Origin of the sequence: Amycolatopsis sp. lyj-109 (assembly GCF_046548995.1) — a bacterium.
GTDB lineage: Bacteria > Actinomycetota > Actinomycetes > Mycobacteriales > Pseudonocardiaceae > Amycolatopsis.
The window spans coordinates 123,209-137,709 of sequence record NZ_JAJPWR010000005.1; the positions used below are offsets into that span (position 1 = coordinate 123,209).

Genomic DNA, 14,501 nt, shown 5'->3' on the forward strand with positions numbered 1-14,501 from the left:
GGAGTACAGGTGTGTACATGTACAGCAAGCGGCAGCAGCTGGTCGGCGACCTCACCGACCTGATCCGCTCCGGGCGTCTCGCCCACGGCGAACGCCTCCCCGGCGAGAACCAGCTCGCCCTGCAGTACCAGGTCAGCCGCGGCACCGTCCGCAGCGCGCTGTCCGAGCTCCAGCAGCTCGAGCTCATCTCCACCCAGGCCGGTGTCGGCTCGTTCGTCACCTTCGACGGCGTCCAGCTCGACCAGCGGCTCGGCTGGGCCCGCGCCCTCGAAGACGCCGGCGCACCGGTCACCACCGAACTGCTCGGCATCGAAACCGTCGAAGACACGGCCCTCGAAGAAGAATTCGGTGAGCAGGCCTACGTCGCCGTGCGGCGGCTGCGGCGGGAACACGACCGCGGGATCTCGCTCGAAACCGCCACCGTGCCCGCCGTCGGGCCGCTCGCCGACCTCCCCGCGACGGGTCTGCAGGACGGTTCCCTGACCAAGACCCTCGATGCGGCCGGGCGGATCTCCGTCGGCGGCGACCAGTGGATCAGCACCGAACGCCTCGACGCCTGCGCCGCCGGACTCCTCGGCCGGAGCGTCGGCGAACTCTTCCTCCGCGCCGAACGCACGTCGGTCGACGTCGAAGGCCGGCTCGTCGAGCGGGTCGTCAGCCTCCTGGACCCGGACCGGTTCCAGTTCCACCTCACGTTCGGACACCGGTGACCGCGCGGGACCGGGCACTCGGCGCGTTCACCGGGCTGGCCGTCGGCGACGCGCTCGGCATGCCGACGCAGTCGATGTCCCGCGCCGCGATCGCCGCCACCTACGGGCCGGTCACCGGCCTGCTCGCCGCCGTCGCCGAGCAGCCGGTCGCGCCGCTGATGCCCGCCGGCTCGGTCACCGACGACACCGAGCAGGCCGTCATGGTGGCCCGGCTGCTCATCGACGGCCGCGGCGTCGTCGAGCCGCAGGTCTTCGCCGACGCGCTGCTGATCTGGGAGGCCGACATGGTCCGCCGCGGCTCCGCGGACCTGCTCGGGCCGTCCACCAAACGTGCGCTCGCCCGGCTCCAGGACGGCGTCCCGGCCGACGAAGCCGGCCGCACCGGCACCACCAACGGCGCCGCCATGCGAGTCGCGCCGGTCGGCATCGCCACACCGTCGGACAACCTGCACCGGCTGGTCGACGCGGTCGTCGCGACCGCGCGGGTCACGCACAACACGAGCCTGGGCATCGCGTCGGCCGCCGCGGTCGCGGCCACCGTCTCCGCCGGAGTCGACGGCGCGAACCTGGCCGAAGCGCTCGACGCGGGCGAGCGCGCCGCCGTCGTCGGCGGGGAACGCGGGCACTGGGCGCCCGGCGGGGAGATCGCCGCCCGGATCCGCTGGGCGCGCGACTGGGTGCGGGGCATGGCCCCGGCCGCCGTCGCCGACGCGGTCGCGCAGGTCATCGGCACGTCGGTCGCGTCGCAGGAGTCCGTCGTGGCCGCGTTCGCGCTGGCCGAAGCCATGGGCGACGACCCGCCGGCGGCGCTGCGCCTGGCCGCCGGGCTCGGCGGCGACACCGACACCGTCGCCGCGATCTGCGGGGCGATGCTCGGCGCCGCGCACGGGGTCGGCGCCTTCCGCCCCGACGTCGTCGAAACCGTGCTCGCCGTCAACCGGCTCGAATTCGGGCCGCTGGTCGACGAACTCCTGAAGCTGCGCCGCCGGTGACCGGGCGGCTGGTGCACACCGGGCAGGTCGTCGTCGACCTGGTCATGGCGGTGCCGGCCCTGCCACCGCTCGGCGGCGATGTCCTCGCCTCGTCGACGAACCTGGTGCCGGGCGGCGGTTTCAACGTCATGGCCGCTGCTGCGCGCTCCGGCGCCCGCGTGCTCTACGCGGGCAGCCACGGCACCGGCGGGTTCGGCGACCTCGCCCGCGCGGCTCTCACGGCCGAAGGCGTGGAACTGGCGCACGAACCGACGTCCGAAGTGGACACCGGCGTCGTCGTGGTGCTGGTCGACGCGACCGGCGAGCGCACCTTCGCGACCGGCACCGGCGCCGAAGGACGGCTGCGCGCCGAACTGCTCGACCGGGTCCTCCCAAAGAAGGACGACGTGGTGTACGTGAGCGGATACAGTTTGTTGCACGAGATCAATCGCGCGGCCCTCCTCGAGTGGCTGCCTCGGCTGCCCGGCTCGAGAATCCTGTTCGATCCCGGCCCGCTCATCGCCGACGTCAACCCTGGAGACCTTCGTGAAATTCTGTCCACAGTAGACATAGTGAGTTGCAACGCCCGCGAAGCCGACGTGCTGGGCGAGCTGCCCCCGATCGCCGTCGTCCGCGACGGCGCGAAGGGCTGCCGCGTCAACGAAAACGGCCGGTTCACCGACGTCCCCGGGTTCCCGGTCGACGCGGTGGACACCACCGGCGCCGGCGACACGCACTGCGGCGTGCTGGCCGCGGAGCTGTTGTGCGGCAGTACCGTCCTCGACGCCGCCGTGCGCGCCAACGCGGCGGCCGCGCTTTCGGTGACCCGGCGCGGCCCGGCGACCTCGCCGTGCCGCGCAGAGATCGACCAGCTGGTGGAGGCCATGCGATGACCGGTTCCCGCAGGCTCGAGGTGGAGACGAACGGCCTCGACGTGATCGACGATGCCGAGCGGCGCGGGCGCCCGCGGCAGCTGTTCTGGCCGTGGTTCGGCGCGAACGTGTCGGTGCTGGGGCTGAGCTACGGCTCGTTCACCCTCGGCTTCGGCATTTCGTTCGGGCAGGCGCTGGTCGCCGGTGTCGTCGGCATCCTGTTCTCGTTCCTGCTGTGCGGGTTCATCGCCATCGCGGGCAAACGCGGATCGGCGCCGACGATGCTGCTCTCGCGGGCGGCGTTCGGCGTGCGCGGCAACCGGCTGCCGTCGGCGATCTCGTGGCTGCTGACGGTCGGCTGGGAGACCGTGCTCGCCGCGCTGGCGACGCTGGCCACGGCGACCGTGTTCGAGCGCCTCGGCTGGGGCGGCGGGACGCCGACGAAGGTGGTCGCGCTCGTCGTGGTGGCGGCGCTGACCGTCGCCGCCGGCGTGCTCGGCTTCGACGCGATCATGAAGCTGCAGACGTGGATCACCTGGATCACCGGGGTGCTCACGGTCGTCTACGTGGTCCTCGTGGCCGGCGATGTGCACTGGGAGGCGGTGCGCGCGCTGCCGTCCGGCTCGGCCCAGCAGTGGGTCGGGGCGCTGGTGTTCCTGATGACCGGCTTCGGCCTCGGCTGGGTCAACGCGGCCGCGGACTACTCGCGCTACCTGCCGCGGTCGTCGTCGAGCCGGGGCGTGGTCGGCTGGACGACGTTCGGCGCGTCGGTGGCGCCGGTGGTGCTGCTGGTGTTCGGGCTGCTGCTGGCCGGCTCGTCACCGGACCTGAACAAGGCGATCGCGCTGGACCCGATCGGCGCGCTGACGACGTTGCTGCCGCTGTGGTTCCTGGTGCCGTTCGCGATCGTCGCGGTGCTCGGCCTGGTCGGCGGCGCGGTGCTGGACATCTACTCGTCGGGGCTGGCCCTGCTCTCGGCCGGCCTGCGCATCCCCCGCCCGGCGGCAGCGCTGGTCGACGGCGTGATCATGATCCTCGGCACGATCTACATCGTCTTCTTCGGCGGCGAGTTCCTCGGCCAGTTCCAGGGTTTCCTGGTGACACTGGGCGTCCCGGTCGCGGCGTGGTGCGGCGTGATGCTGGCGGACGTCCTGCTGCGCCGAGGCGACTACGCCGAGCGCGAGCTGTTCGACCCGGCCGGCCGCTACGGCGACGTCCGGATCGGCCCGATCGCCCTGGTCCTGGTGGCCACGGCGCTCGGCTGGGGCCTGGTGACGAACACGTCCGCGGACTGGCTGAAATGGCAGGGCTACCTGCTGGAACCGTGGGGGCTGGGCGGCCGCGAGGGCGCATGGGCCTTCGCGAACCTCGGCGTCCTGCTGGCGCTGACCCTGGGCTTCCTGGTGACATTGCTGACGCGGCGGCGGGTCCGCGAACAGGAGGCGGCGTGAAGCGAATCCTGGCGGTCATCGACCTGCAGAACGTCTTCGCCGACCCGGCGAGCCCGTGGTTCACCCCACGCTTCGCCGAGGTCGTCCCGCCGATCCACCGGCTGGTCACGGCTTTCGGCAACGACGTCGTGTTCACGCGGTTCGTCGCACCTTCACGGCCGGAAGGGGCGTGGCAGCGGTACTACGAGCAATGGCCGTTCGCCCTGCAGCCACCGGACGCGCCGCTGTACCAGGTGGTCGACACGTTCGACCCACCCTCCACAGTGGACGCGACAACGTTCGGCAAGTGGAACGCCCGCATGGCCACCCGGGTGGGCGGCGCAGGCCTGGTACTGGCGGGCGTCTCAACGGACTGCTGCGTGCTGTCGACAGCGCTGGCCGCGGCGGACGCGGGTGTCGCGGTGACGGTGGTGTCCGATGCGTGCGCGGGCGTGGACGACGCGAGCCACGCGAAGGCGCTGGACATCATGCGGCTGTACGGCCCGCTGGTGAAGGTGGCCACGACCACCGAAGTGCTCGGCTAAGCTCGTGAGGACGTGACCCTGCTCAGCCGGTGGGCAGCCGGGCTGCGGCGGCTGCGCCTGATCGCCTGTCCGCCCGTCAATCCGGGCCCGATCGCCGGGCTCACCGAGCTGCGGCTGCTCGATCTCACCGGCTCCGACCTGACCGACCTGACGTGGCTGTCCGGGCTGCGGGTCGAGGTGAGCGGTTACGTCGAACCCGTCGGCGCCGAGCAGCTCGGACCGGGCAGTGCCGTGGTCGTCTCGATCGCCGAAGTAGATTCGCCTGCGTGATCGACCACATCAGCATCCCCACCGAAGCCGGTTCCTTCGACGCAATCGCCGCCGGGCCCGAAGACGGGCGGCCCGTGCTGCTGCTGCACGGCTTTCCCGAAGCCGCGACCGAGTGGGAGCACCAGGTCGCCACGCTCGGGGTGCTCGGGTTCCGGGCCGTCGCGCCGGATCAGCGCGGTTACTCGCCCGGGGTGCGGCCGGAGCAGGCCGGCGACTACGCCATCGATCACCTCGTCGGGGACGTCGTCGCGATCACCGAAGCGCTGGGGTGGCCGAAGTTCGACCTCGTCGGGCACGACTGGGGTGGCGCCGTCGCCTGGTGGACCGCCGACGCGCACCCCGAACGGCTGCGCAGCCTCGCCGTCGTCTCCACGCCGCACCCCGCCGCGCTCGCCGAGGCCATGAAGACCGACGAGGACCAGCACCTGCGTACGCGCTACATGACCGAGTGGCGGCAGACCCGCGTCACCGAGCGGCGGATGCTGGAGAACGACGCCCGCGCGCTGCGCGACATGTTCGAGCGGCGGGTGTCGCCTTCGAAGGTCGACGACTACGTGCAGCGGCTGGCCGAGCCGGGCGCGCTCACCGCCGCCCTCAACTGGTACCGCGCCGGGCGGCCGGGCGGGAAGATCGGCAAGATCGCCGTGCCGACGCTGTACATCTGGAGCACCGAGGACGTCTCCTTCGGCTCCACCGCCGCGCTCGACACCGCCAACTGGGTCACCGGGCCCTACCGGTTCGAGATGCTGGAGGACATCTCGCACTGGGTGCCCGAGGAGGCACCGGAAGCCGTCACCTCGCTGCTCGTGGAGCACCTCCACGCGGGGTGACGGCCCGTCACCCCGCCGGGCGGACCGCGGGTAACCCACCCGCCTCGCGGTACGGCGCACCGCGGGCCGTCGTGTTCACTGGGGCGCGTGGATACCGCGACCGAACCCGAGACCGAGCAGGTCGTCTTCGTCACCGAGGACGGCGTGCCCACCGGCGAGACCGGCCCGAAGCTGGCCAGCCACCACGAACACACCCGGTTGCACCTGGCCTTCTCGTGCTACGTCCTGCGGCGCAGCGACAACGCCCTGCTGATCACCCAGCGCGCCCTCCACAAGAAGGTCTGGCCGGGCGTCTGGACCAACAGCGTCTGCGGCCACCCCGCGCCCGGCGAAGAGCTCGAGGACGCCGTCGAGCGCCGCGCGGGCTACGAGCTCGGGCTGCCGTCGCTGTCCGGGTTGCACTGCGTGCTGCCGAACTACCGCTACCGGACGCCGCCGTTCCAGGGGATCGTCGAAAACGAGTTCTGCCCGGTGTTCACCGCGTGGGCCGAGGTCGAGCCGGCGCCGAATCCGGAAGAGGTCGGCGACTGGCGCTGGGTCGCCTGGGCCGACTACACGGAGTTGCTGAACGACGCGACGGCTAATGTGAGTTACTGGGCCAAGGACCAGTACGCACAGCTCAAGAGCATCGAACCCTTCGCCGGACTCTGAACCGAGCACTCCGGAGAGTTACCGCCGCAGTCCCGTTTGAGCGAAATTCATCTTCTTCCGCACCGGCACCTCAAGCGCGGCCGTCCCCTCGACGAATACCAAGGGGTGGTCGAGGTGGGGATGGTCGCCGAGGGCGAAGGCGCGCCGGGCCGGACAGCCAGCCCGCCGCCGCCGGACCTGCTCCGCCTCCACGAGGCCATCGCCGGCCTCTTCGCCACCCAGGGCGATTGGCGGCGCGCCTACCAGCACCTGCGGTCCGCGCTGGAGATCGCCCGCGACGGCAGTCTCCGCGACGCGCTGACGTCGAGTTACAACCGCCGTTACCTCGACGAGCGGCTGTACGGACCGTTCACCGACCGGCCGCCGCTGGCGCTGGCGTTGATCGATCTCGACCGCTTCAAGAGCGTCAACGACACGTACGGTCACCTCGTCGGCGACCGCGTCCTGCGCCGGGTCGCCGATCTCCTCCAGGAGGACCTCCCGCCGGGCGGCTTCTGCGCCCGCTACGGCGGCGAGGAGTTCGTCCTGTGGCTGCCGGGGGTCGACGCCGGGCAGGCCGTCCGCGTCGTCGACGACGCCCGGTTGCGCGTCGCCCGTCATCCCTGGTCAGAACTCCAGTCGGGACTGCGGGTGACGATCAGCGCCGGCCTGGCGCACGCGTACGGGACGCCCGTGTCTCCGGAGCGCCAGCTGCGTCACGCGGACATCCTGCTTTATGCGGCGAAACGCGCGGGCCGCAACAAAGTCGTCTATCAGGACGCGCAAACGACACACTTAATAACCCACTCTGAGTAACGCAAACGGCGCATTACTCCGTCCGCCGAGAGGCGGTATCACCCGTTTGTCGACGCACACCGGCCGTTCGTCGACTCAAGGTGAAGAAAATTCCGGAGGGGTGTCGTCACGAACGGGGGGTATCCGTACGATAACGAAAACCGCCGGGGGAACGATCACCTCCTGCAGGGGAAGACGGCCAATTCGAAGCAACCCTTCGATCGCGAAAGGAGACCGAGTGCCGGACGAGCTCGACAGCCCGGGAACCGGTCGCCGCCTCGACGGTCCCGCGCGGCCCCGGCCCGGACGGCGCCGGTCGATGGAGGACCAGGGCGGGATCAGCGTCTCCGACGTCGTCGCCAGGACCACCGGTGCCCGCCCGGTGCCGCCCCGCGAGCAGCAGGACCGCCCCGACCAGCCGGGACACCGAGTCCGCGCGACGGAACCACCGGCCCCGCCGCGGCCGTCGCAGCCGCGTGTCCCGAGGCCGGCCCAGGGGCCCGCCGAAGACCCAGTACCCACGGACGCCACTCGTCAATCGCGCCCCCCTCGGCCCCGCCGCACGACGGCCGCGGCTCCGGTGCCGGAAGCCCCGCTCCAGCGGCGCCCGCCGGCTCCCCAGCAGACGTCGGCCGCGCAGCCGCCGCCCAGGCGCCCGCGCCGCCCGGCGGACGCGCCCCTGGCCGAAGACGCGCAGCTCCGGCGCGCCCCCCAGCGACCGACCCCGGACAGCCCGGCACCCCGCCGAACCGCCGCCGAAGGTGCCGCGGCCCAGCGAGCCGCGGGCGACGCTCCGGCAGGCCGCCGTCCCTCGGCGCCGGCCGACGCGGCCGCACCTCAGCGCGCCGCCGCGGACGGCCCGGCATCTCGCCGAACCGCCGCCGCCGCCGACGCGGCCGCACCTCCGCGCCCCGCCGCGGACGGCCCGGCACCTCGCCGAACCGCGGAAAGCCCCGTACCCCGCCGAACCGCCGCAGCCGCCGCCGCAACTCAGCGCGCCGCCGGCTCCGAAGGGTCCCTCTCCGCCGCGGTGCCGCCGCGGGCCGCGCTCGATCCGCTGACCATGACCGACGAGATGGAAGCGATCGACGAGGCGACCCAGTACCGCCGCAAGATCGATCACACCCTCGCCCGGTTCTCGGCCGCCCACGACGAGATGGAAGCCGAAGAGGCCATCCGGCGGGAACGCCGTGAACGGCTTTCGCCCACCTCCCTGATCGAGAGCACCCGCACCGCCCTGCAGCGCGTCGTCACCACCGCCCCCTCGGCGGAAGGGGCCCCCGCCGAAGCCGAACTGAGCCTGCTGCAGGAAAAGAAGCAGCGGAAGCTCGAGCGGTCGGCGCGGTTCGGGCGGATCGCCGCCGCCGTCGTGGCCGGGCTGGTCTTCCTCGGGATCGGGGGTGCCTGGGGCGCCCAGACCTACTTCGACGCCAAGTTCACCCAGGTCGCCGCGCTCGACGAGAACTCCGCCGACATCCAGGACGCCGAGGCGCAGGCCAACGACGAGAACTTCCTGATGGTCGGCTCCGACACCCGCGACGGCGCGTCCGCCGAGGAAGGCGTCGGCACCGCCGACAGCACTCCCGGCGCCCGGAGCGACACCGTGATGGTGGCGCACATCCCGGCCGACCGGAAGCGGGTCGTCGTCACGTCCTTCCCGCGTGACCTCGAGATCAACCGCCCGGACTGCCAGAAGTGGGACCCGGCGCAGAACAAGACCACCAACGACGTCTACAAGGGCGCCAAGTTCGCCAAGCTCAACACCGCCTACGCGGTCGGCGGGCCGGCGTGCGTCACCAAGGTGATCCAGCAGATCACCGGGCTGCGGATCAACCACTTCGTCGGCATCGACTTCAACGGCTTCAAGGAGATGGTCGACGCGGTGCACGGCGTCACCATCCACAACGAGATCCCGATCGACGACAGCATCCTCGGCAAGGTGCTGCTGCAGACCGGCGACGTCACGATCTCCGGCGACCAGGCGCTGAACTTCGTGCGCGCGCGGCACGTCAAGGGCGACCCGACCTCCGACTACGGCCGGATCAAGCGGCAGCAGGAGTTCATCGGTGCGCTGCTGAAGAAGGTCATGTCCTCGGACGTCGTGCTCGACCCCGGCAAGCTCAGCGACTTCATCAACGCCTTCGCGAAGGCGACCTTCGGCGACAACCTCGGCGTCAAGCAGATGATGACGCTGGCGCAGTCGATGAAGGGCCTGGACCCGTCGAGGATCACCTTCCTCACCGTCCCGACGGTCGGCATGGCCAACAACCGCGGCAACGAGGTTCTCGTCGTCAGCAAGACGAAGACCCTCTTCGACGCGCTGCGCAACAACACCCCGCTGCCCGACCCGAACGCGCCGGTCCCGGTCAGCGAGCAGGCACCGCCGACCAGCACGTCGAAGTCGAAGAGCAGCGGCAGTTCGAAGTCGACCACCACCCGCAAGAGCACCAGCAACGGCTGATCGCGAGGATCGTTAGGCCGGGTTCACGTGCGGTTCACCCGGCGATGCGGTATTTGGCCATCGTTGGCCGTAGGGTTGGGCCATGCGTGAGGCTTACCATGTCGAACTCGAACAGCTCGCCGACCACCTGGCCGCGATGTCGGTCCAGGTCGCCGAAGCGATGGAGCGGGCCACGCGGGCACTGCTGGAGGCCGATCTGAGTCTCGCCGAGCAGGTGATCAGCGACGATACCAAGGTCGACGACGCCCGCGCCCAGTGCGAGGAGCAGGCGTACGCGCTGCTGGCCCTGCAGGCGCCGGTGGCGACCGACCTGCGCACGGTGCTCGCGGCGATCCACGCCGCCGAAAGCCTGGAGCGGATGGGCGACCTGGCGCTGCACGTGGCGAAGGCCGCGCGGCGCCGTCACCCCGAGCCGGTGCTGCCGGAGACCGTGCGGCCGTACTTCGCCGAGATGGGTGAGGTCGCGGTCAAGCTGGCCCGCCAGACCGAACTGGTCATCAAGACGAAGGACGTCGAAGCGGCGAAGACGCTCGAGTCCGACGACGACCAGGTGGACGACATCCACCGCCACCTCTTCACCGTCATCATGGACCGCGAATGGCCGTACGGCGTGGCCGCGGCGGTCGACGTGACGCTGCTGGGCCGCTTCTACGAGCGCTATGCCGACCACGCCGTGTCGGTCGCGAAGCGGATGATCTTCGTGGTCACCGGCAAGATGCCGGGCTACGGTTCCAACGAAGACATCTGAGCCGTACCAACGAAAAAGCCCCCGGCCGCGGCCGGGGGCTTTTCGCATTCCACTGAGGACTCAGCCGAACCGGCCGGAAATGTAGTCTTCCGTGGCCTTTTCGTCCGGGTTGGAGAAGATCTTCTCCGTGTCGTTGAGTTCCACGAGCCGGCCCGGCTGGCCGACGCCGGCGAGGTTGAAGAACGCCGTCTGGTCGGAAACCCGGGCCGCCTGCTGCATGTTGTGCGTGACGATGACGATCGTGTAGTCCTTCTTCAGCTCCCCGATCAGGTCCTCGATCGCGAGCGTCGAGATCGGGTCCAGGGCCGAGCAGGGCTCGTCCATCAGCAGCACGTCCGGCTGGACCGCGATCGCGCGGGCGATGCACAGCCGCTGCTGCTGACCGCCCGAGAGCCCACCGCCCGGCTTGTTCAGGCGGTCCTTGACCTCGTTCCACAGGTTCGCGCCGCGCAGGGCGCGCTCGGCGATGTCGTCGAGGGTCTTCTTTCCCTTGGTGCCGCTCAGCTTCAGGCCCGCCACGACGTTGTCGCGAATGGACATCGTCGGGAACGGGTTGGGTCGCTGGAACACCATGCCGATCGTGCGGCGCACCTGGACCGGGTCGACCGCCGACGCGTAGATGTTCTCGCCGTCCAGCAGGACGTCGCCCTCGACGCGGGCGCCGGGGATGACCTCGTGCATGCGGTTGAGCGTGCGCAGCACCGTCGACTTGCCGCAGCCGGACGGGCCGATGAACGCGGTGACGTTGCGCGGCGGCACGGAAAGGGTGACACCGTCCACGGCGTGGAACTTGCCGTAGTAGATGTCGACGTCCTTGACATCGAGTCGTTTGGCCATCAGGAACAGCTCACTTCTTCTTCGGGGCGACGAGGCGCGCGAACACGGTGGCGAGGAGGTTGATCAGCGCGATGATGAGCACCAGGGTCAGGGCCGCGCCCCAGATCCGGTCGAAGCCGACCGAGCCGGGATCCATCGAGTTGGTGACACGCTCGTTGTTCATCAGCAGCGGCAGTGCTGCCTGCTCGCCCTTGAAGATGTCCCAGTTCGTGTAGGCGGAGTAGCCGACGAGGACCAGCAGTGGCGCGGTTTCGCCCATCACGCGGGCCAGCGCCATCATGATGCCGCCGATGATGCCGGACATCGCCGTCGGCAGGACGATCTTCATGATCGTCTTCCACTTCGGCACGCCCAGCGCGTAGGACGCCTCGCGCAGGTCGTCCGGGACGATCCGCAGCATCTCCTCCGACGAGCGGACGACCACCGGGATCATCAGCAGCACCAGGGCCAGCGACACGGCGAAACCGCTGCGCGGCAGGCCGAACGTGGTGATCCAGAGCGCGTAGATGAACAGCGCGGCGACGATCGAGGGGACACCGGAGAGGATGTCGACCATGAACGTGGTGGCCTTGGCCAGCTTGCCGCGGCCGTACTCGACGAGGTAGATCGCGACGAGCATGCCGATCGGCACCGCGATGACCGCGCAGACGAGGCCCTGCAGCAAGCTCCCGATGATCGCGTGCAGGACACCGCCGCCGACCTCGTCGGACAGGTAGTTGCCCAGGTCCTGCGACCACCAGTTGCTGTACGGGATGCGCTTGATGCCGTTCGCGACCACGGTGTAGAGCACCCACACCAGCGGGACGACGGCGATCAGGAACGACAGCCAGACCAGCGTGGTGGCGACGCCGTTCTTGACCTTGCGCCCCAGGCTGACCTGCTGGAAAGCCGGAGTCGATGCGGGCGCTTCGAGTGTGGAGGTGGACATCCTCAGTCCCCCTTCTTGCCGATGATGGAGCGCGCGGCGAAGTTGACGAGGAAGGTGAGCACGAACAGCACCAGGCCGGCCGCGATGTACGCGCCCGCCGAGATCTCGTTGTTGAACTCGCTGTAGTTCGCGGCGATCTTCGACGCGAAGGTGGCGCCACCGTCGAAGAGGCTCCAGTCGAAGTTCTTGCCCTGCGGGATGAGCAGGATGACGGCCAGCGCGATCGTCTCGCCGAGCGCGCGGCCGAGGCCCAGCATGGACGCGCCCACGTAGCCGGCCTTGCCGAACGGCAGCACCGTGGTCCGGATGACCTCCCAGCGGGTGGCGCCGAGCGCCAGCGCGCCCTCGATGTGCGGCGTCGGCGTCCGCTCGAAGACCTCGCGCGAGAGCGACGTGATGATCGGCAGGATCATCACGGCCAGCACGATGCCGGCGGTGAAGATCGTGCCGCGCACGCTGGGTGCGACGTTGCCGGGCGCCAGCAGCGGGAACCACGAGAACGTGTCGTTGATCCACTGCGAGAACGGCTCGATCGCCGGGGCGAAGACCAGGATGCCCCAGAGGCCGAAGATGATCGACGGCACTGCGGCGAGCAGGTCGATGATGTACCCGAACGGCCGCGCGAGCCGCCTCGGCGCGTACTGCGTCAGGAACAGCGCGATGCCCAGCGAAACCGGCATCGCGATGATCAGCGCCACGAGCGACGTCGCCACCGTGACCTCGAGCAGGTCGAGGATGCCGAACGACATGTTCGCGGGGTCACCGGTCGACCAGCCGTGGTTGGTCAGGAAGTTGGCCTTGTCGGCCTTCAGCGCCGGGATCGCCTGGATGAGCAGGAAGACCCCGATCAGGCCGATCAGCCCGACGACGAAGATCCCGGCCCCGGTGGTCAGGTTCTGGAAGATACGGTCACCGGGCCGCACCTTCTTCGGTTTCTCGCTCGCGGGCGGCGCGGGGGCCGCCGGGGAGCCTGGTTGCTCCGAAATCGGATCCTCCGGGGGCTTCGTGGCGGACGACGAACGCCCACCGGGGTCGCCGGTGGGCGTTCGCGTCGAGGATGACTCGCTCATCGACAGGTGTGTCCAGCCTCTATCACTTCAGTGAACTGTCGCAACCGGTCAGGAGATCGCCTTGACCGCGGCCAGGACCTTGGTCTGCAGCGACTGCGGGATCGGCACGTAGCCCTTCGCGGACAGCGGCTCCTGGCCGGCGGTCGCGGCCACCGTCAGGAACGCCTTGACGGCCTTCGCGACATCCGGGTTCGCGTACTTCGAGCAGACGATCTCGTAGGTCGTCAGCAGCAGCGGGTAGGCACCCGGGGTGTTGCTGGCGTAGATGCCGTTGAGGTCGAGCGCGAGGTCGTTCGAGCCGTCCTTGAGGAACTTCGCCGCGTCCAGGGACTTGGCCACGTTCGCCGAGGTGAGCTCGACACCGCCGGAGCCGCTGTCGATCAGGGCCGGGGTCAGGCCGTCCTTGGCGAACGCGCCCTCGACGTAGGTGATGCCGCCGTCGGAGGCCTTCACCGCGGTCGCGACACCGTTGGAGCCCTGCGCGCCGTTGCCGACACCGCCGTTGAACTTCTTGCCGGCCCCCTTGGTCCAGTCCGCCTTCGCGGCCGCGCCCAGGTACTTCTGGAAGTTGTCGGTGGTGCCCGACTCATCGGCGCGGGAGACGACCTGGATCGCCTTGTCCGGCAGGTTCAGGCTCTCGTTGCCCTTGACCGCCTTGATGGCCGGGTCGTTCCACTTGGTGACGGCGCCGCTGAAGATCTTGGCGGTCACCGACGGGGTCAGCACCAGCTTGTCCACGCCGGACAGCTTGTAGGCGACCGCGATCGGGCCGACCACGAGCGGGATGTTCCAGGCGTCGCTGGCGCAGCGGGCCTTGGCGGCCGCGGCGTCGGCGTCCTTGATCGGGGAGTCCGAGCCGCCGAAGTCGATCTGGTTGGCGTTGAACTGCTTGACGCCGGCGCCCGAACCGCTGGGGTTGTAGTTGACCTGCTGGCCCGAGCACTTCTTGCTGTACTGCTGCGTGAAGATGTCGATGGCGTTCTTCTGGGCCGACGAGCCTTCGGCGGAGAGCGGGCTCTTGCCACCGCACTCCACATCGGCGGTGCCGGTCGCAGCGGGCGCCGAAGCCGAGTTCGAGCTGCTGCTGTTGGACGCCGCGGGGTCAGTGCCACAGGCGGCGAGCACGAGAGCGGCGCTCGCCACGATGCCGACCGCGCTCAGGGGCCGCATGATCTTCACTGCTGTTTCCTCCATCAGGAGCTTCACCGGTTCGGCCGCGGCGGTGGTCGCCGTGCCGGAACCGGACATTAGGCAGCGCTGATGGACGGGTGGCCGTGAACAAATGAACGCAAAGTGAACAGACCCCCGGATGTGAGCAGTGCTACTCGCCCGAGAGGTCGCCGTGTCCGGGTCGTGACCTGCGTGTATGCCGTCAGTGACGACGTGCTCGCGCCGCGTCGACCG

15 protein-coding genes are annotated in these 14,501 nt (G+C 70.1%); 11 read left to right on the forward strand and 4 right to left on the reverse strand.

Annotation, left to right across the window (positions count from 1 at the left end; genetic code table 11):
• Positions 1–17: 17 nt before the first annotated feature.
• The 11 genes from ACLJQF_RS12620 (at position 18) to phoU (ending at position 10,262) form a co-directional block, all read left to right on the forward strand.
• Positions 18–710 (forward strand): GntR family transcriptional regulator, encoded by a 693-nt coding sequence (locus tag ACLJQF_RS12620; RefSeq protein ID WP_410608466.1) that lies wholly within the window; start codon positions 18–20, stop codon positions 708–710.
• Positions 707–1,702: an ADP-ribosylglycohydrolase family protein gene (locus ACLJQF_RS12625; RefSeq protein ID WP_410608467.1), complete on the forward strand. Its 996-nt coding sequence runs from the start codon at positions 707–709 to the stop codon at positions 1,700–1,702. Before ACLJQF_RS12620 ends, ACLJQF_RS12625 begins: the two co-directional genes overlap by 4 nt.
• Complete coding sequence (locus ACLJQF_RS12630; protein WP_410608468.1) at positions 1,699–2,574, forward strand: PfkB family carbohydrate kinase; 876 nt, start codon at positions 1,699–1,701, stop codon at positions 2,572–2,574. The genes ACLJQF_RS12625 and ACLJQF_RS12630 overlap by 4 nt, the downstream gene beginning before the upstream one ends.
• The gene (locus ACLJQF_RS12635) at positions 2,571–4,004 is read left to right on the forward strand and encodes a purine-cytosine permease family protein (protein WP_410608469.1); all 1,434 of its coding nucleotides are present in this window, start codon (positions 2,571–2,573) and stop codon (positions 4,002–4,004) included. The genes ACLJQF_RS12630 and ACLJQF_RS12635 overlap by 4 nt, the downstream gene beginning before the upstream one ends.
• On the forward strand, positions 4,001–4,528 hold the full coding sequence (locus tag ACLJQF_RS12640; RefSeq protein WP_410608470.1) for a cysteine hydrolase family protein: 528 nt from the start codon (positions 4,001–4,003) through the stop codon (positions 4,526–4,528). The genes ACLJQF_RS12635 and ACLJQF_RS12640 overlap by 4 nt, the downstream gene beginning before the upstream one ends.
• A gap of 12 nt (positions 4,529–4,540) precedes the next feature.
• Positions 4,541–4,798 (forward strand): hypothetical protein, encoded by a 258-nt coding sequence (locus ACLJQF_RS12645; RefSeq protein ID WP_410608471.1) that lies wholly within the window; start codon positions 4,541–4,543, stop codon positions 4,796–4,798.
• Positions 4,795–5,628: an alpha/beta fold hydrolase gene (locus ACLJQF_RS12650; RefSeq protein WP_410608472.1), complete on the forward strand. Its 834-nt coding sequence runs from the start codon at positions 4,795–4,797 to the stop codon at positions 5,626–5,628. Before ACLJQF_RS12645 ends, ACLJQF_RS12650 begins: the two co-directional genes overlap by 4 nt.
• Positions 5,629–5,715: 87 nt before the next feature.
• Positions 5,716–6,279 (forward strand): isopentenyl-diphosphate Delta-isomerase, encoded by a 564-nt coding sequence (gene idi / locus ACLJQF_RS12655; RefSeq protein ID WP_410608473.1) that lies wholly within the window; start codon positions 5,716–5,718, stop codon positions 6,277–6,279.
• A 120-nt stretch (positions 6,280–6,399) separates the two neighbouring features.
• On the forward strand, positions 6,400–7,074 hold the full coding sequence (locus tag ACLJQF_RS12660; RefSeq protein WP_410609009.1) for a GGDEF domain-containing protein: 675 nt from the start codon (positions 6,400–6,402) through the stop codon (positions 7,072–7,074).
• A gap of 1,009 nt (positions 7,075–8,083) precedes the next feature.
• Positions 8,084–9,514 (forward strand): LCP family protein, encoded by a 1,431-nt coding sequence (locus ACLJQF_RS12665; protein WP_410609011.1) that lies wholly within the window; start codon positions 8,084–8,086, stop codon positions 9,512–9,514.
• Positions 9,515–9,596: 82 nt separating this feature from the next.
• Positions 9,597–10,262 (forward strand): phosphate signaling complex protein PhoU, encoded by a 666-nt coding sequence (gene phoU, locus ACLJQF_RS12670; RefSeq protein ID WP_410608474.1) that lies wholly within the window; start codon positions 9,597–9,599, stop codon positions 10,260–10,262.
• A 60-nt stretch (positions 10,263–10,322) separates the two neighbouring features.
• On the opposite strand, the gene pstB is transcribed toward phoU, so the two are convergent.
• The 4 genes from pstB to pstS all read right to left on the reverse strand — a co-directional run bounded on the left by pstB (position 10,323) and on the right by pstS (position 14,276).
• On the reverse strand, positions 10,323–11,099 hold the full coding sequence (gene pstB, locus ACLJQF_RS12675; RefSeq protein ID WP_410608476.1) for a phosphate ABC transporter ATP-binding protein PstB: 777 nt from the start codon (positions 11,097–11,099) through the stop codon (positions 10,323–10,325).
• Positions 11,100–11,109: 10 nt separating this feature from the next.
• Entirely contained in the window at positions 11,110–12,027 is a 918-nt protein-coding gene (gene pstA / locus ACLJQF_RS12680) for a phosphate ABC transporter permease PstA (protein WP_410608478.1), read from the reverse strand.
• A gap of 2 nt (positions 12,028–12,029) precedes the next feature.
• Entirely contained in the window at positions 12,030–12,950 is a 921-nt protein-coding gene (gene pstC, locus ACLJQF_RS12685; protein ID WP_410609013.1) for a phosphate ABC transporter permease subunit PstC, read from the reverse strand.
• Between the two features lie 195 nt (positions 12,951–13,145).
• A complete protein-coding gene (pstS, locus tag ACLJQF_RS12690) occupies positions 13,146–14,276 on the reverse strand; it encodes a phosphate ABC transporter substrate-binding protein PstS (protein ID WP_410609014.1) in 1,131 nt (376 codons plus the stop codon).
• Positions 14,277–14,501: the final 225 nt, after the last annotated feature.